Origin of the sequence: Streptomyces sp. NBC_00503, from assembly GCF_036346895.1 — a bacterium.
Classification (GTDB): domain Bacteria; phylum Actinomycetota; class Actinomycetes; order Streptomycetales; family Streptomycetaceae; genus Streptomyces.
On sequence record NZ_CP107855.1, the window covers coordinates 6,518,940 to 6,538,989 of the forward strand.

Annotated in this window: 17 protein-coding genes; 9 read left to right on the forward strand and 8 right to left on the reverse strand. The window is 72.8% G+C overall.

Annotated elements, in window-relative coordinates; all coding sequences use genetic code 11:
- Positions 1-81 precede the first annotated feature (81 nt).
- A complete protein-coding gene (locus tag OG490_RS29770) occupies positions 82-2,145 on the forward strand; it encodes an ATP-binding protein (protein WP_330299349.1) in 2,064 nt (687 codons plus the stop codon).
- Positions 2,146-2,167: 22 nt separating this feature from the next.
- On the opposite strand, the gene OG490_RS29775 is transcribed toward OG490_RS29770, so the two are convergent.
- From OG490_RS29775 to OG490_RS29790, 4 genes are all read right to left on the reverse strand, one after another.
- Positions 2,168-3,118, reverse strand: coding sequence for an MTH938/NDUFAF3 family protein (locus OG490_RS29775; RefSeq protein ID WP_330299350.1), 951 nt, complete (start codon positions 3,116-3,118; stop codon positions 2,168-2,170).
- 70 nt (positions 3,119-3,188) lie between these two features.
- The gene (locus tag OG490_RS29780) at positions 3,189-4,382 is read right to left on the reverse strand and encodes a GDSL-type esterase/lipase family protein (protein WP_330299351.1); all 1,194 of its coding nucleotides are present in this window, start codon (positions 4,380-4,382) and stop codon (positions 3,189-3,191) included.
- Between the two features lie 295 nt (positions 4,383-4,677).
- Entirely contained in the window at positions 4,678-6,297 is a 1,620-nt protein-coding gene (gene aceB / locus OG490_RS29785) for a malate synthase A (protein WP_330299352.1), read from the reverse strand.
- Positions 6,298-6,569: 272 nt separating this feature from the next.
- Positions 6,570-7,151: a nucleotidyltransferase family protein gene (locus OG490_RS29790; RefSeq protein WP_330301123.1), complete on the reverse strand. Its 582-nt coding sequence runs from the start codon at positions 7,149-7,151 to the stop codon at positions 6,570-6,572.
- Positions 7,152-7,478: 327 nt separating this feature from the next.
- Here OG490_RS29790 and yczR point away from each other — a divergent pair, with 327 nt between their 5' ends.
- Positions 7,479-8,966: a MocR-like transcription factor YczR gene (gene yczR / locus OG490_RS29795; protein WP_330299353.1), complete on the forward strand. Its 1,488-nt coding sequence runs from the start codon at positions 7,479-7,481 to the stop codon at positions 8,964-8,966.
- 25 nt (positions 8,967-8,991) lie between these two features.
- Here the strand turns inward: yczR and OG490_RS29800 are convergent, their stop codons facing one another.
- Positions 8,992-9,627, reverse strand: coding sequence for a response regulator transcription factor (locus OG490_RS29800; protein WP_330299354.1), 636 nt, complete (start codon positions 9,625-9,627; stop codon positions 8,992-8,994).
- Positions 9,627-10,865, reverse strand: a complete 1,239-nt coding sequence (locus OG490_RS29805) for a sensor histidine kinase (protein WP_330299355.1) — start codon at positions 10,863-10,865, stop codon at positions 9,627-9,629. The genes OG490_RS29800 and OG490_RS29805 overlap by 1 nt, the downstream gene beginning before the upstream one ends.
- Positions 10,866-10,999: 134 nt before the next feature.
- Here OG490_RS29805 and OG490_RS29810 point away from each other — a divergent pair, with 134 nt between their 5' ends.
- Together OG490_RS29810 and OG490_RS29815 are read left to right on the forward strand one after the other, a co-directional pair.
- Positions 11,000-12,091 (forward strand): ABC transporter permease, encoded by a 1,092-nt coding sequence (locus OG490_RS29810; RefSeq protein ID WP_330299356.1) that lies wholly within the window; start codon positions 11,000-11,002, stop codon positions 12,089-12,091.
- Positions 12,088-12,771 (forward strand): ABC transporter ATP-binding protein, encoded by a 684-nt coding sequence (locus OG490_RS29815; RefSeq protein ID WP_330299357.1) that lies wholly within the window; start codon positions 12,088-12,090, stop codon positions 12,769-12,771. Before OG490_RS29810 ends, OG490_RS29815 begins: the two co-directional genes overlap by 4 nt.
- Before the next feature lie 118 nt (positions 12,772-12,889).
- Here the strand turns inward: OG490_RS29815 and OG490_RS29820 are convergent, their stop codons facing one another.
- Positions 12,890-13,693 (reverse strand): IclR family transcriptional regulator, encoded by an 804-nt coding sequence (locus tag OG490_RS29820; RefSeq protein WP_330299358.1) that lies wholly within the window; start codon positions 13,691-13,693, stop codon positions 12,890-12,892.
- A 337-nt stretch (positions 13,694-14,030) separates the two neighbouring features.
- On the opposite strand from OG490_RS29820, the gene allB reads away from it, so the two are divergent.
- The 5 genes from allB (at position 14,031) to OG490_RS29845 (ending at position 18,952) form a co-directional block, all read left to right on the forward strand.
- Positions 14,031-15,365 (forward strand): allantoinase AllB, encoded by a 1,335-nt coding sequence (allB, locus tag OG490_RS29825; protein ID WP_443065990.1) that lies wholly within the window; start codon positions 14,031-14,033, stop codon positions 15,363-15,365.
- Between the two features lie 2 nt (positions 15,366-15,367).
- Entirely contained in the window at positions 15,368-16,480 is a 1,113-nt protein-coding gene (alc, locus tag OG490_RS29830) for an allantoicase (RefSeq protein WP_330299360.1), read from the forward strand.
- 194 nt (positions 16,481-16,674) lie between these two features.
- The gene (locus OG490_RS29835; protein ID WP_330299361.1) at positions 16,675-17,133 is read left to right on the forward strand and encodes a pyridoxamine 5'-phosphate oxidase family protein; all 459 of its coding nucleotides are present in this window, start codon (positions 16,675-16,677) and stop codon (positions 17,131-17,133) included.
- Positions 17,134-17,223: 90 nt separating this feature from the next.
- Complete coding sequence (locus OG490_RS29840) at positions 17,224-17,841, forward strand: dihydrofolate reductase family protein (protein ID WP_330299362.1); 618 nt, start codon at positions 17,224-17,226, stop codon at positions 17,839-17,841.
- A gap of 190 nt (positions 17,842-18,031) precedes the next feature.
- Positions 18,032-18,952 carry a DMT family transporter gene (locus tag OG490_RS29845; RefSeq protein WP_330299363.1) on the forward strand — a complete coding sequence of 307 codons (921 nt, stop codon included), beginning with the start codon at positions 18,032-18,034 and terminating at the stop codon, positions 18,950-18,952.
- A 67-nt stretch (positions 18,953-19,019) separates the two neighbouring features.
- Here OG490_RS29845 and OG490_RS29850 read toward each other — a convergent pair whose 3' ends face one another.
- Entirely contained in the window at positions 19,020-20,024 is a 1,005-nt protein-coding gene (locus tag OG490_RS29850) for a Gfo/Idh/MocA family protein (RefSeq protein WP_330299364.1), read from the reverse strand.
- Positions 20,025-20,050: the final 26 nt, after the last annotated feature.

Below are 20,050 nucleotides of genomic sequence, written 5' to 3' on the forward strand. Positions count from 1 at the left end.
CTTCTTTGTGCATTCAACTGTTGAACGAGTGGTTGTATGTACTTGTCGGACATCGCAGGAGGATGCGTGGGGGAGACCGGCGTGGGGATGCGCCTTGCGGTGCCCGCCGAACTGTCCAGTTTCATCGGCCGTGAGCGGGAGCTGACCGCCCTCGCCTCGCTGCTGGCCGGCGAACGCCTGACGACACTCACCGGCCCCGCCGGCATCGGCAAGACCCGGCTCGCGGTGCGCTCCGTGCGCACGCTGATCCGCCGGGACGGGCTCGATGCCGACTGGCTGGACCTCGCGGCCCTGCCCGAGCGCCGCTGGGCGGAGCTGGAGAGCCAGCTCGCCGACCGGCTGGCGGGGCGCGCGGCGCTGCTCGTCCTCGACGGGTGCGAACAGCTCGGGGAAGCGGGGCCGGGGCTCGCTGCGGGGCTGCTGTCGCGCCTTCCGGGGCTGCGGATCCTGGCCACCTCGCAGCGGCGGCTGCGGCTGGCGGGGGAGGCGGTGCTCGCCGTACCGCCACTGGCCGTGCCGCCACTGGCCGGGCCCGGGTCCTGCGCATCCTCCGTGTCCTGCGCACCCTCCGTGCCTCCGGCGGCCCCGCCCCTGCCCGGCCCCCGGAACCGGCCCCCAACGGCGTACCCCTCGGCGCCGGTTCCGGTGGCGGTTGCGGTGGCGGCCGTCGCCGGGTACGAGGCCGTGCGGCTCTTCGAGGAACGGGCCCGCGGCGCCGACCCCTTCTTCGAGCTGACCGACCGCAACGCGGCCGCCGTGGCCGCGCTGTGCCGGGCCCTCGACGGGATCCCCGGCGCGCTGGAGCTCGCAGCGGGGCGTGCGCACCAGTACGCGCCGGCGCAGGCGCTCCGCAGACTCGGCTCCGACCCGCTGACCTTCCTCGCGGGCGGCGCCGGCCGCAGCACCCGAGTCGACGCCGAACGGTCCCACCGGCTGGCCTCGCCCGCCGAACGGCTGCTCTGGGAGCGGCTCTCCGTCTTCGCCGGCCCCTTCGACCGGGCGGCCGTCGCCGAGGTGTGCGGCTTCGGGGAACTCACCCCGGACACCGCCGCCGAGGCGCTGCAGCGGCTGGCCCCCGGCCTGCTGGCGGACGTCGGGCCGGGCCGCTACCGGCTGCCGCTCTCCGTACGGGCCTACGCGGGCCGCCTGCTCGCGCACGGGCCCGCCGGAGACGGCGCGGCCACCGCTCGGCGCCACCACGAGCGGTGTCGGGTGGTCGCCGAGCGGGCGGCGCAGCTGTGGCGCGCGGGCGCGCAGCGGGAGGCGCGCGCCCTCGCCCTGCGGGAACTCCCCGAACTGCGCGCGGCCATGAACCCGCTCTCCGCCAGCGGTCCGGGCACGGCCCTGGAGATCGCGGTGTCCCTGTGGTTCCTGTGGTCCGCGTGCGGGATGGTGGCGGAGGGGCGGCGCCACCTGGAACGGGCCCTGGCCCTGCACCCCGCGCCCCGGCCCGCACGGGCCCTGTGGCTCGCGGCCTGGCTCGTGGCCGGCTTCGGCGAGTCGGACGGCGCCGACCCCCTGCTGGTGGAGGCGTGGGCCGCGGCCGTACACGAGGGGGAGGACACCTGCCTGGCCTACCTCGCGCACGTACGGGGCACGGTCGCGCTGTGGGAGCACCGGTACGAGGAGGCCGCCGCGGAGTTCCGCGACGGACTGGAACTGCTGCCGGCCGACCCCGACTTCGGCCTCGGCCGCGAAGCGCTCGAAGCCGCGCACACCATGGCGGTGGCCCACTTCGACCCGCTGTCGGTCCCGCTGGAGGACGGCCCGCCGGAAGGCCCCGCCGACCTGTGGGCCCGATCCTGGACCTGCTGCGCCCATGCCCTGGTCCAGCGCCGCGAAGGCCGCCCGGCGCTGGCCCGCACCGAACTGCTGCGCGCCCTGCGGACCCAGCTCGCGCTGGACGACCAGCTCGGAGCGGCCTTCTCGGTGGAGCTCCTCGCCGAACTGGAGGCGGACCAGGCCCACTACGCGCAGGCCGCCCGCCTCCTGGGAGCGGTCTCCCGCACTCGCCCCCGCGCGGCCTCGGCCCCCCGAGCCCTGCACACGCTCCGCACCCGCCTCACCCCGGACGCCTTCCGCACGGCCTACCGCACAGGCGCCCGCACCCCCCTGCGCGACCTGCTGCCGGAGCTGTCGGACTGAGTGCGGGGCAGGCCCGCCCCGTTCAGCAGGTGGAGTGGAAGAGCCCGCCGACCCGCTCGGTGGCGGCCAGCCGGTTGTAGAGGGCGACCGCCGCGGTCGTCTCCTCGACGTGGACGCCGACTCCGGCGTCCTGGAGCAGGCTCAGCGTCTCGGGCATGGTGTGGAGCCGCAGCTCCATTCCGCGGCTGAGGACGACCTCGGCGCAGCCCCGGTCCAGGAGTTCCCGTACGTCGGCGGGCTGGATCCCCGGCTCGTGCCGGGTGCCGTGCCGCGACCAGTCCCAGGCGCGACCGCCGCCCGGGTACAGCACGAAGTCCTTGCCGGGCGGCAGCCCCTCGACCTCCATCCGGCCCCAGGAGACGTGGGTGACCAGCGGGGAACGGGCGGGCGGCTCCCACAGCATCAGGCTGCTCATCAGCTCGGCCTGCTCGATCGCGTCGTCCAGCGCGTGGTGGGTGTGCGGGCGGCGGGAGAGGAGGTGCGGGGGCATGTGGCGCTTGACGGCGGAGCGGAGCGGGACCTGGGCCTTGGTCGCGTAGAGGGTCTTCATGTCCAGGCAGCCCGAGTGCCCGAAGGGGCTCTCGCCGCCGAAGCTCATCAAGTACCAGTACAGGAAGGTCCAGTCGAAGGAGGCCGGGTATCCGCACATCACCGGCTGGGCCCCGGCGGAGACTTCCCGGACCCACGCGCGGAATTCGGCCATGGCGGCGGCCGGTTCGGCGCCCTCGCTCAGCAGCCGGTCCCGGTCGAGCCCGCTGACGGCGAGCGCCTCCGGTACGAAGGCCTCGCTGATGGGACGCAACTCGCGGTAGAAGGTGTCCTGTTCCGGATCGGCGGCCGTATACGAGTGCCCGCTCTGCCGGCCGGCCACGGCGGCGCCGAAGCTGATCATCGAGTACGGCCCGGGGATCGGTCCGTCCGCCTCGATGTCGACGGAGATGTAGACGTTGGGACGTGCTGCGCGGGCTGACATGCCCGGAAGCATGCCAGCCCGCGCCGAACCGGGTCACCCCAATATCGGGGCGGGGATTGGGGGGAGGGGATCAGGACGAAGGGGTCAGGTACATCCCGGTCTGGTCGCCCCCGGCGGTGTTCTTGCAGCCGAATCCGCCGCTCGCCGGCTGGGCCACTACCAGCGCCAGGCAGCGCCCGGCCGCCAGCTGGCCGAAGTAGTTCGGGTGCATGGACTCCTGGACCAGCCCCTGCGTCTCGCTGCTGTCGATCCAGCGCGCCCACTCGCTCGTCTTCGCCGAGGCCGGCGCCGCGGTCGTCACCTGCTTGCTCGCCTTCGCGCAGACCTCGCGGCCCTGCATCATGTCCCGCAGGTCCAGGAACTGCACTCCCTTGGCGGCGGCAACCCCCCTGATGCGGTCGGCGATCTGCGGCACGAGCGAGTCGCGCGCCCAGTCCGAGTCCTTGTTCCAGAAGGGACAGCCGCCGCTGTTGAGCCGGCTCCAGTCGCTCTGGGTGTACCGGTTCTCCGTGCCGCGCGGGATCGGCGACGGGTAGGACTGCAGCACGATCCGGTACGAGGAGTCGGCGTAACCGGCGCCCCGCATGACGGTCCGTACCTCGTCGACCGACTTGCCGACGTTCGCCATGACGGCGTCCATCTTCTGGTCGACGACCGACTGCTGGTCGTCGTAGCAGTAGGAGTTCCACAGCACGAAGTCGTACGCGCACTCCTTGATGATGTCGGCGAAGCCGAGGTCGTTCCCGCCGATGGACAGCGCGATGACCTTGACGTTGTTGTTCGCGGCCACGGCGGCGAGCTGATCGGCCTGCGGGGCCTCGCCCTTGAAGGCGACGCCGCCGTTCGAGGCGCGGAACACGTTCTCCGAGGTCGCCCCGGAGCAGGCGAGGTTGACGGCCACGTCGGCGATCGCCCCGGCGCTCTTCACCTCGGCGGAGTCGGACCGGTCGCACCCGCCTGCCGTGGCCCCGTACACCTTCGAGGGGTCGTAGGTGCTCCCGCTGACCCATCCCCGGTCGGTGCCGGTCCGGCTCCCGCTGTTGGTGAGGCTGTTGCCCTTCCAGCGTCCGGCCTCGCCGGAGATGTAGCTGTCGCCCATGGACACCACGGCGGTGGGCCCGCTCCCGGGCCCGGCCACGGCCGTCCCGGCCCCGCCGGCCACCAGCGCCCCGGCGGCGAGCGGCAGTGCCATCCCGATGCCGGCCAGTCGTCGCACTCGACTGCGGGCGGTCCGGTTCGTGCTGTCGTTGCGGAATCCGATCACTGCGGAACTCCTGCGGTCGGCCATGCCGAAGTCGGGAACAACTCCGGTGCATGGCTGGGTAAGTGGGGGTTACCTCCGGCCGGTGGTAACCGGAAAACTCCCATGTCCCCGCTTGTTACCGCTAGGTACAGGCAAGTTACGAACAAGTAACAACCGACCGGTCGTTCGGCCCGACTGTCTGGATCCTGGCTCCGGACATGACCGCGCCCCCGGAGCCGTGGGGCTTCGGGGGCGCGGTCTGGTTCGGCTGCTGTGCGAATTTCAGCCGAGGTGCTGGGCCGGTCGGGGTTCTGGACTAGCCGATGAGCTGGTCGTACGCCGGGAGGGTGAGGAAGTCGGCGTAGTCCGCGTCCAGGGAGACCTGGAGGAGGAGGTCGTGGGCCTGCTGCCACTTGCCGTTGGTGAAGGCTTCCTCGCCGACCTCGGCGCGGATCGCGGCGAGTTCGGCGGTGGCCACCTCGCGGGTGAGCTCGGCGGTCGCGAGCTTGCCGTTCTCGAAGATCACGCCGGCGTTGATCCACTGCCAGATCTGCGAGCGCGAGATCTCGGCGGTGGCAGCGTCCTCCATCAGGCCGAAGATGCCGACGGCGCCGAGGCCACGCAGCCAGGCCTCGATGTAGCGGATGCCGACCTGGACGGCGTTGCGCAGGCCGTCGTAGGTGGGCTTCGCATCCAGGGAGTCGATCGCGATGAGCTCGCCGGCGGCGACGGAGACGTCCTCGCGCAGGCGGCTCTTCTGGTTCGGGTTGTCGCCGAGGACCGCGTCGAAGGAGGCCATCGCGATCGGGACCAGGTCGGGGTGGGCGACCCAGGAGCCGTCGAAACCGTCGCCGGCCTCGCGGTCCTTGTCGGCCTTGACCTTCTCGAAGGCGACCTTGTTGATCTCGGCGTCCTTGCGGGACGGGATGAAGGCCGCCATGCCGCCGATGGCGTGCGCGCCGCGCTTGTGGCAGGTCTTGACGAGGAGTTCGGTGTACGCCCGCATGAAGGGAGCGGTCATCGTCACCGCGTTGCGGTCCGGCAGGACGAACTTCTCGCCGCCGTCACGGAAGTTCTTGACGATGGAGAAGAGGTAGTCCCAGCGGCCGGCGTTCAGGCCCGCCGCGTGGTCGCGCAGCTCGTAGAGGATCTCGTCCATCTCGTACGCGGCCGTGATGGTCTCGATCAGGACGGTCGCGCGGACCGTGCCCTGCGGGATGCCGACGTAGTCCTGGGCGAAGACGAAGATCTCGTTCCAGAGGCGCGCCTCGAGGTGCGACTCGGTCTTCGGCAGGTAGAAGTACGGGCCCTTGCCGAGCGCGATGAGGCGCTTGGCGTTGTGGAAGAAGTACAGGCCGAAGTCGACGAGCGAGCCGGAGGCCGGGCCGCCCTCGAACTGCAGGTGGCGCTCCTGGAGGTGCCAGCCGCGCGGGCGCATCACGACGGTGGCGAGCTCCTCGGCGGGCTTGAGGGCGTACGCCTTGCCCGTGCGGGCGTCGGTGAAGTCGATGCGGCGCTCGTAGGCGTCGATCAGGTTGAGCTGGCCGATGACCACGTTCTCCCAGGTGGGAGCCGAGGCGTCCTCGAAGTCGGCGAGCCAGACCTTGGCGCCCGAGTTCAGGGCGTTGATGGTCATCTTGCGGTCCGTCGGACCGGTGATCTCCACACGGCGGTCGTTCAGCGCGGCCGGGGCCGGCGCCACCTTCCAGTCGCCCTCGCGGACCTGTGCGGTGTCCGGGAGGAAGTCGAGGGTGGAAGTACGGGCGATCTCGGCGCGGCGCTCGGCGCGACGGGCGAGGAGCTCGGCGCGACGGGGGGCGAACCGCCGGTGGAGCTCGGCCACGAAGGCGAGGGCCGCTTCCGTGAGGACCTCGTCCTGCCGGGGCAGGGGCTCGGCGGCGACGATGGCCAGCGATGACGGCGCTGGTGCGGACATATCTGTCACTCCTTCAGCGGCGGTGCCTGGCGGCCGCGGGGAATGCTCGCGCTGGACGGCACGCAGTGCCGTCGGGTGTGGAGAGTTCCGGATACGGTCGCGGGCGCCGTCTGGGGGTTCAGGGCGCTTCTGACCAGTGGATAGTAATTTCCTCATGGTGGAAGTTCAATGGTTTGTTGATGTCGAGATTCTCTGGGTCGACAGATTCCGCTACCTGGTGGCCCTCAGTGCCATAGCGGTCACAGCCCGCTCAAGGTTGCCTCCGGTCCTGCTCAGATGAGCCGTGCCAGGTCGGGCGGCGTGTCGATGTCGAAGGCCTCCGCGACGTCCCCGCACTCGACCAGCGTGAGCTCCGTCACGTGCGCCGACAAGTGCACCCGTGCGCCCTTGTCACCCGTGGCCGTCGCCACGATGTCCGGCCAGCGGTCCGACCCGAACAGCACCGGGTGCCCGCGCTCGCCTCCGTACGCCGCCGCCACCAGGCTCGCCGGGGAGCGGTACGCCGCCCGGACCCGGGCCACCGCCTCCGGGCCGATGCCCGGCTGGTCCACCAGGGACACCAGGGCCGCGCGGGCGCCCGTACCGGCCAGCGAGGCGAGGCCGACCCGCAGCGAGGAGCCCATGCCCTCGGCCCAGTCCGGGTTGTCCGCCACCACGCAGCCGCTCAGGTCCGCGCGTTCGCGCACCTCGGCGGCCGAGGCGCCGAGCACCACGTGGACCGGGCCGCAGCCGGCCTCGCGCAGGACCCGTACGGCGTTCTCCACCAGCGGGCGGCCCCGGTAGGGCAGCAGCGCCTTCGGGTGGCCGCCCAGCCGCCGGCCGCCGCCGGCCGCGAGGAGCAGGCCGGCGATCAGCGGGGGAGCGGGGTCGTCGCCTGCGCGGCCTTCTGCGCGGACTGCGTGGTCTGCGCGGCCGGTGTCGTCTGCGGCGTCCGGGGTGCCGTGGGCGCTGGTGTGGCGTGACATGTCACCGATTCTCGCTCGCGCCGCACGAGGCGCCGTACGGCAGCCAGCGCCGCCCCGATGCGCAGCGGCTCGGCGATGCGGTTCTCGGCGGCTGCGAGCAGTCCCCGTTCGTCACGGTCGGTCAACATCGCTGAGACTCCTTGCCAATCGGGGGCCAATACAGCGAGTCTGGACCTGGATTGGCCTGGACGGCAGAGCCAATCAGGGGAGGTTGGCATGGCAAACGGGCGAGTGGTCCAGACAGCGGACAGGACGATCGGCAGCCGCCAGCTCGCGGCGCTCCTCCCGCCCGAGGTGCTGGCCCGCCCCGGCTACCGGGCCCTCGCCGACGCCGTCCGCACCCTGATCCTCGACGGCAGGGTCGCCCTGCACGTACGGCTGCCCGCCGAACGCGAGCTCGCCGAAGCGGTCGGCGCCAGCCGGGCCACCGTCACCGGCGCCTACGACCTGCTGCGCGAGAGCGGCTACGTCCGCAGCAGGCGCGGCTCCGGCACCTGGACCGAGCTCCCCGAGGGACACGACCCGGTCGGCGCGCACGCCCTCATCGGGGGAACCGGCGGCCGCGCCGACGGCGACCCCGGCATCGACCTGGCCATCGCCGCCATGGGAGCCCCCGACGGCACCCTCTCGGAGGCCGTGGCCTGGGCGGCGCCCAGGCTCCCGGGGCTCGCCCGCCACCCCGGCTACCACCCCTTCGGCCTGCCCGACCTGCGCACCGCCATCGCCGAACGCTTCACCCGGCGCGGACTGGCGACCCGGCCGGAGCAGATCCTCGTCACGGCGGGGGCGCAGCATGCGTTCGCGCTGGTCGTGAGCCTGCTGTGCCGGCCCGGGGACCGGGTGATGACCGAGAACCCGACCTACGCCAACGCCCTCGACGCCATCCGGCACGCCCGGCTGCGCACCGGGTCCATCGCCGTCTCCGACGCGGGCTGGGACCTGGAGATCGCCGAATCCATGCTGCGCCAGACCGTGCCGAGGCTCGCGTACGTGATCCCCGACTTCCACAACCCGACCGGCGCGCTGATGCCGGAGGAGCAGCGACTGCGACTGCTCGCGGCGACCCGGCGGACCGGGACCTGGCTGGTGGTCGACGAAACCATCGCCGACATCGCCCTCGACGTGCCGGCGCCCGCCCCGACGGCCTCGCTGGCACCCAGGGGCGGGGCCGACCACGTGGTGACCATCGGATCGCTCAGCAAGACGCACTGGGGCGGGCTGCGGGTCGGGTGGATCCGGGCCACCGCCAAGATGATCACCGAGCTGACGACGGTACGGGTGGCGTCCGACATGTGCGGATCGGTACTCGACCAGCTGGTGGCCCTGCCGCTGCTGGAGGGGCTGGAGCGCTCGCTCCCGGCGCGACTGGAGCAGATACGGGGCCAGCGCGCGGCCCTCGTCGCCTCGCTGGAGCGGCACACGCCGGAGTGGTCCTGGCAGCTGCCGCCGGGCGGGCTGTCGCTCTGGGTGGACCTGGGCGAGCCGGTGAGCTCCGCACTGTCGGAGCGGGCGGCCGCGGCCGGGGTGCACATCGGGCGGGGCGCGCGCTTCGGGGTGGATCCCGGGACCTTCGAGCACCGGCTGCGGATCCCGTACACGCTGGACGCGGAGCGGCTGGACGAGGGCGTACGCCGCCTCGCGGAGGCCTTCCACGACGGCGTGCCGTTGCCTTCGGCGGTGGAGCGGCCGTACTGGGTCGCGTAGCGGTGGCCCTGCGGGGCCGGAATGGCTACGGCGTGCGGATCAGGCGGCGGGTGGCGGCTGCGGCTACTGCCGAGGTGCGGGAGTCGACGCCGAGTTTGGCGTAGATGTGGACCAGGTGGGACTTGACCGTGGCCTGGCTCAGGAAGAGCTGCTTGGAGATCTGCTGGTTCGACAGGCCGTCCGCGACCAGCTGGAGGACCTCCAGCTCGCGCTTGGTCAGGGCTTCCGCGGGCGTCCGCATGCGGTCCATCAGGCGCAGGGCCACCGCCGGGGCCAGGGCCGACTGGCCCGCCGCCGCGGTGCGCACGGCCGCCGCGAGTTCCTCCGGCGGGGCGTCCTTGAGCAGGTAGCCCGAGGCGCCGGCCTCCACCGCCGCCAGGATGTCCGCGTCCGTGTCGTAGGTGGTCAGGACCAGCACCCGGGGGGCCGCGGGCCGGGCCGTGATCAGGGCCGTGGCCTCCGAGCCGTGCATACCGGGTCCGGGGCCGAACTGGAGGTCCATCAGGACCACGTCCACCCCCGCGGAGGCCGCCAGCTCCACCGCGCGCTCCGCGGTCGCGGCCTCCGCCACCACCGCGAAGTCCGACTCGGTGTCCAGTACCGCGCGCAGCCCGGCCCGGACCACCGGGTGGTCGTCGGCGAGCAGCAGCCGGATGGTCATCAGGAGGCCTCCAGGGGCAGCGGCAGGGTGACGGCCACGGCGGTGCCCTGGCCGGGGGAGGACTCGACCGTGAACAGGCCGCCCAGGGTCTCGGTCCGCGAGCGCATGGCGGGCAGGCCGAAGCCGCCGTCGCCGGATGGGGCGGACCCGGGGTCGAAGCCCTTGCCGTCGTCGACGATGTCCAGGGCGACCGAGGTGTCCATGAAGCTCAGGGTGATTTCCGCGCGGCCGGCCCCCGCGTGGCGGACCACATTGGCCAGCGCCGACTGCGCGATCCGCAGCAGCGCCACCTCGTAGGGGGTCGGGAGGGGGCGGGCCGTGCCGCTGAGGGAGAAGCGGACCCGGGGGCCCGGAGCGCCCGTGCACAGCCGTTCCAGTGCGGCCGGGAGCGAGCCGTGCTCCAGGTCCGGGGGCGTGAGGGCCCTTACGAAGCGTCGCGCCTCGGCGAGGTTCTCCTGCGCGGCCTCGCGGGCCCGCGCGATGTGGGGCAGGGCCGCGGCGCCCTCGGGCAGGGTCCGCTCCGCCGCCCGCAGCAGCAGCTGGATGGAGGAGAGCCCCTGCGCCAGGGTGTCGTGGATCTCCCGGGCGAGCCGCTCGCGCTCCGCCAGGATCCCGGCGTCCCGCTCGGCGGCCGCCAGCTCGGCGCGGGTGGTGATGAGCTCCTCGATCAGCTCGCGGCGCCGTTCGCTCTCCCGGTAGAGGGCCTCGTAGCCCAGTACGGTCGCCACCGCCACGGCTCCGCCCAGCAGCGGCCCGAGGAAGGCCCCGGGGGTCACCGCGCCGCTGTGCGCGAGGAACCCGCCGATCGCAGCGAAGGCGGTGAGCACGACGGCCGTCACCCCCCAGCGCAGCCGCAGCAGGTGCAGCTCCAGGAAGTACAGCGGGAAGGCGATCCACAGCCCGTCGGGGGAGACCACCAGCAGCGCGGCCCAGGCCGCGCCCAGGGCGGCCAGCCACACCGCTCCGGCGCGCGGCGAGCGGTGCACCGAGGGGGCGCGTACGCCCGCCACGTACACGGCGGCCAGTACGGCGCAGAGCGCGACCACCCAGCCCGCGAGCGGTGCGGAGTCGGTGACGGCCCGCGCCGCGGCGAGCGCGAGCAGGCCGAAGAGCAGCGCGTGCAGGCACAGCCGCAGGACGCGGGAGACGGGGGTGAGGGTGCGGCCGGCCGGGGCCACAGCCACGGCCGCGGCGGAGGGGTCCGGGGAGGGGTTCGGGGAGGGGGGAACAGGAGTCATTTCCGGACCAGCGTAAGTCCGCGTCCGGTGGCCCCGGTCAACCAAAGGATTGATGTCCCGGTGCGCCCTTCGATACCAGGATCCCTACTGTGGCGCGATGCCTTGTGTCCACGCCGAAGACCAAGGTGGGATGCATGTTCGTCGCATGGAGAGATCTACGGTTCGCCAAGGGCCGCTTCGCCCTGATGGGCTCGGTCGTACTGCTGATCACACTGCTGGTCGGCCTGCTGTCCGGGCTCACCGCAGGCCTGGCCCGGGAGAACATCTCGGCCATCACCGGCCTGCCGTCCACCACCCGCCTCGCCTTCGCGGCGCCCGCCGGGGACCAGAAGGTCTCCTTCACCAATTCCCAGGTGCCCGAGAAGGCCTGGCGGACCTGGCGCGAACAGCCGGGGGTCACCTCCGCCCAGCCGCTGGGCATCCGCACCACCAACGCGGTCTCCGGTGAGCGCACGGCGGCCGTGTCCGCCTTCGGCGTGGACCCGGCCGGGCCCCTGCCGCCCCGGGGGAGCGGCCTCGCCCAGGGGCAGGTGGTCCTCACCGAGAAGGCCGCCGAGGAGCTCGGCGCACTGACCGCCGGCGCCAAGCTCAGGATCGGCCCGGTCGAGCTGACCGTGGCCTCGGTCTCCGGCACCGCCGCCTACAGCCACACCCCGGTGGTGTGGATGGACCTCAACGACTGGCAGCGCGTCGGCAACCCCGGCACCTCCATCGACACCGTGGCCACCGTCGTCGCCCTGGACGGTACGGGCGCGGTCGACTGGGCGGCCGGGGACAAGGCCACCGGCACCGAGGCCCAGACCGTCGACGGGGCGCTGAGCGCGATCGGCTCCTACACCTCCGAGAACGGCTCGCTCCAGCTGATGCGCGGTTTCCTCTTCGCCATCTCCGCCCTCGTCATCGGGGCGTTCTTCACGGTGTGGACGATCCAGCGCAGTGGAGACATCGCCGTGCTGAAGGCACTGGGTGCCTCCACCCCGTACCTCCTCAAGGACGCGCTCGGGCAGGCCGTGGTGATGCTGGCGATCGGTACGGGGGCGGGAACCGCCCTCGCCGCCGGGTTCGGCGCGCTGATCAGCGGCGGCGCCGTGCCCTTCGTGCTCGACGCCGCCACCGTGCTGATCCCGGCCGCCGTCATGATCGCGCTCGGTGCGCTGGGCGCCGCCCTGTCCATCCGGCGGATCACCGCCGTAGACCCCCTGACCGCTCTCGGGAGCGCCCGATGACCCTGCTCGTCCACGACGTCACCCTCACCTACGAGGACGGCGATGCCCGGCTCACCGCCCTCGACGCGGTCCGCCTGGAGGTGCCCGCGGGCACCCTGACGGCCGTGATAGGCCCCTCCGGGTCCGGCAAGTCCAGCCTGCTCGCCGTCGCCGCCACCCTGGTCACCCCCGATTCGGGGCGGATCGTCGTCGCGGGGCAGGACACCGCGGAGCTCACCGCGGCCGAGAAGTCGGTGCTGCGCCGGGAGAAGATCGGCATCGTCTTCCAGCAGCCGAACCTGCTGGCCTCGCTCACCGCCGTGGAGCAGCTCCAGGTCATGGCGCACCTCTCCGGCCGCCCGCCGCGCGCCCTGCGGCAGCGGGCGCTGGAGCTGCTGGACTCGGTGGGCCTGGCGGACAAGGCCGACAAGCGGCCCCACCAGCTCTCCGGCGGGCAGCGCCAGCGGATCAACATCGCCCGCGCGCTGATGAACGAGCCCTCCGTGCTCCTGGTGGACGAGCCCACCAGCGCCCTCGACCACGAGCGCGGCGCCGCGGTCCTCGACCTGCTGATCACCCTCACCCGGGACCGCTCCACCGCCACCGTGCTCGTCACGCACGACCACGTGCACCTGGAGCGCATGGACCGCACGGCGACCATGACCGACGGCCGCCTGACGGAGACCGTCCCGGCCGCGTAGCGACGCACGCGAAGGCCCCGGCCGCCCCTCCAAGGGGCGGCCGGGGCCTTCGCGTGCGTCGGGGTGTCCGAGCGGGTCCTGCGTGGCCCTACGGGGTCCTGCGCGGCCCCGTGCGGTCCTACGCCGGGCTCTGGCTCTGCAGGGCCACCGACAGCTCGGCCGCGACGCCTTGCAGGATCGGCACGAAGGACTCGGCCACGGCCTCGGTCACCCGGCCGGCCGGGCCGGAGATGGAGATCGCGGCGGCGGTCGGCGAGTTCGGAACGGAGACCGCGAGGCAGCGGACCCCTATTTCCTGCTCGTTGTCGTCGACGGCGTAGCCCACCTTGCGGACCTGCTCCAGGGCCTCCAGGAAGCCCTCGGGCGTGGTGATGGTCTTCTCGGTCGCGGCCGGCATCCCGGTGCGCGCGAGCAGGGCCCGGACCTCGTCGGCGGGGGTGTAGGCGAGCAGCGCCTTGCCCACGCCGGTGGAGTGCGGCAGTACGCGGCGGCCGACCTCGGTGAACATCCGCATGGAGTGCTTGGACGGCACCTGGGCGACGTAGACGATCTCGTCCCCGTCGAGCAGGGCCATGTTCGCCGTCTCGCCGGTTTCCTCCACGAGGCGGGCCAGGTAGGGGCGGGCCCAGGTGCCCAGCAGCCGCGACGCGGACTCGCCGAGGCGGATCAGCCGGGGGCCGAGGGAGTACCGTCGGTTGGGCTGCTGCCGGACGTAGCCGCACGCCACGAGGGTGCGCATGAGGCGATGGATGGTGGGCAGCGGCAGACCGCTGGCGGCGGAGAGTTCGCTGAGGCCGACTTCGCCCCCTGCGTCGGCCATACGTTCGAGCAGATCGAAGGCGCGCTCAAGGGACTGGACGCCACCGCTGGCGGCGGTGGGCTTGTTGGAGGCGTCGGTGGTGCTGGCGCTGGACGTCGGCACGGCGCGGTCCTTTCGGTGCTGGCAGGCAAGCAAGCAGCCTACCGGTCGGTCGGCGTCGGCCCTAGAGCCGGGGCAAAGCCCGTCGCCGCCGGTCAGAGGCGGTTTGTCCTGGTGGCGGACATCCTCGGGAAGTTACCCGTTCAGCACCCGGTGGTGATAGCTACATTCTGCATAGCGAAATCTTAATTCCATCCTGTGGAAACATCCAATTGCGATGCGGGCGGGTCAGTGGTCCGTCCGGGCGCTCTTGACTGGGTCCGGATCGGGGTGAAGACTCCGTCAACAGAACGTTGAATTTCGCTCTGTGGAAGTAGATGGGGAGGTTCCGGTGTCCGACCTGGCTGTGGAACTGGTACTGCGCTCGACGCGCGTCATCACCCCCGAGGGGACGCGTGCCGCTTCGGTGGCCGTCGCCGGCGGGAAGATCGCGGCCGTGCTGCCGTACGAGGCCGACGTACCGGCCGGAGCCCGGCTGGAGGACTTCGGCGACGACGTGCTCCTGCCCGGCCTCGTCGACACCCACGTCCACGTGAACGACCCCGGTCGCACGGAGTGGGAAGGCTTCTGGACGGCCACCCGCGCCGCCGCGGCCGGTGGCATCACCACCATCCTCGACATGCCGCTCAACTCCCTGCCGCCGACCACGACCACCGCCAACCTGGTGGTCAAGCAGGACGTGGCCCGGACCAAGGCGCACGTGGACATCGGCTTCTGGGGCGGTGCGCTGCCGGACAACGTCAAGGACCTGCGCCCGCTGCACGACGCCGGCGTCTTCGGCTTCAAGTGCTTCCTGTCGCCCTCCGGCGTGGACGAGTTTCCCGAGCTCGACCAGGAGCAGCTGGCCAACTCCCTCGCCGAGATCACCGGCTTCGGCGGCCTGATGATCGTGCACGCCGAGGACCCGCACCACCTGGAGTCCGCGCCGCAGAACCCGGGCCCCAAGTACGCCGACTTCCTGGCCTCCCGTCCCGAGGACGCCGAGAACACCGCGATCCAGAACCTGATCGACCAGGCGAAGCGCCTGAACGCGCGCGTCCACGTCCTGCACCTGTCCTCCGCCTCCGCGCTGCCGCTGATCGCCGCCGCCAAGGCCGAGGGCGTGCAGATCACCGTCGAGTCCTGCCCGCACTTCCTGACCCTGACGGCCGAGGAAGTCCCGGACGGCGCCACCGAGTTCAAGTGCTGCCCGCCCATCCGCGAGTCCGCCAACCAGGACGTCCTGTGGGACGCGCTCGCCGACGGCACGATCGACTGCATCGTCTCCGACCACTCGCCCTCCACCGCGGACCTCAAGACCGGCGACTTCGCCACCGCGTGGGGCGGCATCTCCTCGCTCCAGCTGGGCCTCCCGGCGATCTGGACCGAGGCGAAGAAGCGCGGCCGCAGCCTGGAGGACGTCGTCCGCTGGATGTCCGCCGCCCCGGCCGCCCTCGCCGGTCTGGCGGGCAAGGGCGCGATCGAGGCCGGCCGCGACGCCGACTTCGCCGTCCTGGCCCCCGAAGAGACCTTCACCGTGGACCCGGCGCACCTGCACCACCGCAACCAGGTCACGGCGTACGCGGGCAAGACCCTGCACGGCGTCGTGAAGTCCACCTGGCTGCGCGGTACGCAGATCGCCGACCACGGCACCCCGTCCGAGCCCACCGGCCGACTCCTTGAAAGGCAGAACTGACTGTGGCGATTGAATCCTTCACCGGTAACGCGAACCCGTACGGGGGCGGCGACCCGTACGCGGACTACCGCACCGCGGACTTCCCGTTCACCCAGTACGCGAACCTGGCCGCGCGTGCGCTCGGCGCCGGTGTCATCGCCGCCAACGACGAGTTCTTCGCCCAGCGCGAGAACCTGCTGATCGAAGAGGCCGCGCACTTCGACCCCGAGGACTTCGGCCACAAGGGCAAGGTCATGGACGGCTGGGAGACCCGCCGCCGCCGCGGCATCTCCGCCACCCAGCCCTGGCCGACCCCCGAGGACCACGACTGGGCGCTGATCCGCCTGGGCGCCCCCGGCGTCATCCGCGGCATCGTCGTCGACACCGCCCACTTCCGCGGCAACATGCCGCAGGCCGTATCGGTGCAGGGCGCCTCGGTGGCCGGCTCCCCGACCGAGGCGGAGCTGCTCTCCGACGACGTCAAGTGGACGACCCTCGTCGAGCGCACCCCGGTCGGCGGCCACGCGGCCAACGGCTTCGAGGTCAACGTCGAGCAGCGCTTCACGCACCTGCGCCTCAACCAGCACCCGGACGGCGGCGTCGCCCGCCTGCGCGTCTACGGCGAGGTCCGCACCGACCCCAAGTGGCTCGCCGCGCTGGGCACGTTCGACGTGGTCGCGCTGGAGAACGGCGGCTCGGTCCAGGACGCGTCCAACCGCTTCTACTCCCCGCCGACCAACACCATCAACCCGGGCCGCTCCCGCAAGATGGACGACGGCTGGGAGACCGCCCGTCGCCGCGACAACGGCAACGACTGGATCCGCTACGAGCTGGTCGCCGAGTCCGAGATCCGCGCCGTCGAGATCGACACCGCGTACCTCAAGGGCAACTCGGCCGGCTGGGCCTCGCTGTCCGTCAAGACCGGTGAAGAGGGCGAGTGGGCGGAGTTCCTGCCGCGCACCCGCCTGCAGCCCGACACCAACCACCGCTTCGTGCTCGACGCCCCGGCGGTCGGCACGCACGTCCGCATCGACATCTTCCCGGACGGCGGCTTCTCCCGCCTGCGCCTGTACGGCGCCCTGACGGAGGCCGGCGCCGCTGCGCACGCCGCCCGTCACCAGGAGCTGGGCGGCTGACGCCACCCCTCCCGCACCACGCTGACCGCCCCGGGGGCCGACACCCCCGGGCGCGTTCATCAGCCCGCAGGGGCGCACCGCTCGCCGGTGCGCCCCTGCGGCGTTCCCGGACCCAGTGCTCCCTCCGGTGTCTCCTTCCGGGTGCCCCGTTAGGGTGCGCCTACGCACCCGAAGACACCCTGAGGAGACGGACGTTGACAGCCGAAGAGCCGCGCACGCCGCAGCAGCGCCGTGCGGACACGACCGCCCGGTTCGAGAACGACATCGACGTCTGGGTGGCCACCGCGGACGGCCGGGGCGTCCCGTGCATGGTGCCCCTCTCGTTCCGGTGGGACGGCACGACGTTCCTGGTGTCCACCGGGCGCACCCTGCCCACCGGGCGCAACCTCGCCGAGAACGGCGGCCGGGTCCGGCTGGCCTTCGGCACGACCCGCGACGTGGTCCTCGTGGAGGGCGCCGCGACCGTGCTGGAGGCGGCGGAGCTCGCCCCCGGCGAGATCGAGGCCTTCGCGGCCCAATCCGGCTTCGATCCCAGCAGCCTCAAGACGCCCTACCCGTACTTCCGGATCGAGCCGGTGTGGATCCAGGCCTGGCGCGAGGCGAACGAGATCGCCGGCCGCGACCTGATGAAGGACGGCCGCTGGCTGGTCTGATCTCCCGCGCGCCGCTCCGATGAGTTCCGGGCCGCCCGGGAGTCTGAACGGGTACAGATTGCATGCGGACGGACCAAGGAGCGCGGAGCCATGGGAAAGCTGACCCTCACCACCTTCCTGACCCTCGACGGCGTGATGCAGGCCCCCGGAGGGCCGGAGGAGGATCCCAGCGGCGGGTTCGCCTACGGCGGCTGGCTGGTGCCCTTCGACGACGAGGGCATGGGGGCATTCATGACGGAGGTCTTCGACCGGGCCGGGGCCTTCCTCCTCGGCCGCCGCACCTACGAGATCTTCGCGGGCTACTGGCCGCAGCACACCGACCCGGCGGACCCGATCGCGAGCCGGCTCAACGGGCTGCCCAAGTACGTGGCCTCGACCACCCTCAAGGAGCCCGGGTGGGCCGGGACCACGGTCATCGACGGGGAGCAGCTCCAGTCCGAGATCGTCCAGGTCAAGGACGGGCTGGAGGGGGACGCCGAGCTCCAGGTGCACGGCAGCGGGGCGCTCGCCCAGTGGCTGCTGGCGCGCGATCTGGTCGACGAGCTGAACCTGCTGGTCTTCCCGGTCTTCCTGGGCGCGGGCCGCCGGCTGTTCCCGGCCGGGGCGCTGCCCACGGCGTGCGAACTGCTCGCCTCCCGCACCACCGCACGGGGCACCGCCATCCACACCTACCGCCCGACGGGCCGCGCCGCCTTCGGCACCTTCTGAACGGGTCACCTCCTGGACGGACCCCTGAGCGGGCCACCTCCTGGACGGGTCACCTCCTGAACGGAGAAAGGCGAGGTCAGCGGGGAGCCGACCCGGGATAACCACTCGACCGGGGCGATCATGTCCGATAGCGTCGACACCCCCGTGCGAGCCGCCGAAGCCTCCACCTCCTCCTGCCGTTGGAGACCCGGTGTCCACCGTTTCCGCAGCCGCCCCCGTGCCCGCCCTCGCCCCCCGCAGGGCCTGGCTGGCGGACCTCCCGGTCCTGCTCGTCGCCGTCGTCTGGGGCGGCAGCTACCTCGCCGCCAAGGGGATCACCACCACCCACACCGTGATCGCGGTGCTCGTCCTGCGCTTCGCGCTGGTGCTGCCGGTCCTGGTGGTCGCGGGCCGGCGGCGGCTGCGCGCGCTCACCCCCGCCCAGCTGCGCGGCGCCGGGGTGCTGGGACTCGTACTCGGCGGGATCTTCCTGCTGGAGACCTACGGGGTGGTCCACACCTCCGCCACCAACGCCGGGCTGATCATCAGCCTGACCATGATCTTCACCCCGCTCGCCGAGGCGGCCGTCCGCAGGTCACGCCCCTCCGCCGGGTTCCTGGGGGCCGCCGCGGTCTCCGTGGCCGGCGTCGTGCTGCTCACCCAGGGCGGCGGGATCACCGCCCCCGGCCTCGGCGACCTCCTCATCCTCGGCGCCGCCCTCGCCCGGACCCTGCACGTCCTGCTGATGGCCCGGATCAAGGCCGTGCAGGAGGCCGACTCGCTCTCCCTGACCACCGTTCAGCTCGGCAGCGCGGTCGCCGTGTTCGCCGTACTGGCCGCGGTGCCCGGCACCGGTGCGAGCCCCTGGTCGGCCGCCGCCGGGTTCGGGGCCGCCGAGTGGGCCGGGCTCGCCTTCCTGTCCGTCTTCTGCACCCTCTTCGCCTTCTTCGTGCAGATGTGGGCCGTCCGGCGCACCTCGCCCTCCCGCGTCAGCCTGCTGCTCGGCACCGAACCTCTCTGGGCGGCCGCCGCGGGCATCGTCATCGGCGGTGAGCACCTGGGACCGGCCGGCCTCGCGGGCGTGGTCCTGGTGCTCGGCGGCACCGCCTGGGGCCGTCGCACCTCAGCCTGACCGATTGGCCGGAACGGGACCCTCCGCGAGGCGGCCGCGCCCCTAGGGTTGCCCCATGCCTCCGACGTCACAGACCGGGGAGTTCCTCGAGACCGACCCGGCGCCGCTCCCGGCGCGAGCGCTCGCACGCCTCCGCCACCCGGAACGCGGCGAGCGCCTCGGGGCCGTCGCAGGGATTGGGGCCCTCACCGCGCACCAGCCGGACGAAGGCCGCCAGCTCGGCCTCGTAGGCGGGGGCGAACCGCTCCAGGAACCCGGACCACGGTTTGGTCGCCGGGGGCGGGCCGTGCGGTTCGGCCGAGGCGATGGGCGTACGGTCGTCCAGCCCGGTCGAGATCTGGTCCAGCTCCCCGGCCAGCTCCATCCGCACGTCGTACCCGGCGCCGTTGCACCGCGTACCCGTGCTCGTGACCAGCGTCCCGTCGTCCAGGACGAGGACCGCGGCGGCCGTGTCGATGTCGCCCGCCTCCCGGAAGAGGGGCGGCCCCGCGTCCGAGCCCGTCGCGTACACCTCGGTCACCTCGCGCCCGGTGACCCAGCGGACCATGTCGAAGTCGTGCACGAGGCAGTCCCGGAACAGCCCGCCCGAGGTCGCCAGGTACGCGGCGGCCGGCGGCGCCGGATCGGCCGTCGTGGTCCGTACGGTGTGCAGCCGGCCCAGCGCCCCCGAGCGGACCAGCTCGCGCGCCGTGCCGTAGCCGGCGTCGAAGCGGCGCATGAAGCCCAGCTGGAGCACACCGCGGACCGCCGCCACCTCGCGCAGCACCGCCAGGGTGCGCTGCAGGTCCGGGGCGAGGGGCTTCTCGCAGAACACCGGCAGCCCGGAGCGCACGGCCCGCAGGACCAGCTCCGCGTGCGCCTCGGTGGCGCACGCCACCACCAGGGCGTCCACCCCCCAGGTGAAGACCTGCTCGACGGAGGGCGCGGCCGTTGCCCCGAGCCGGTCGGCCAGCCGGGCCGCCCGCGCGGGGTCGGCGTCGGCGAGCAGGAGCGAGCCCGCGTCCGCCTGGCGGGCCAGCGCCGCCGCGTGGAAGGAGCCGATCCGGCCCGTTCCGATGAGCCCGATGCGCATGCACTCAACGTGGCCCCGTCCGGGGG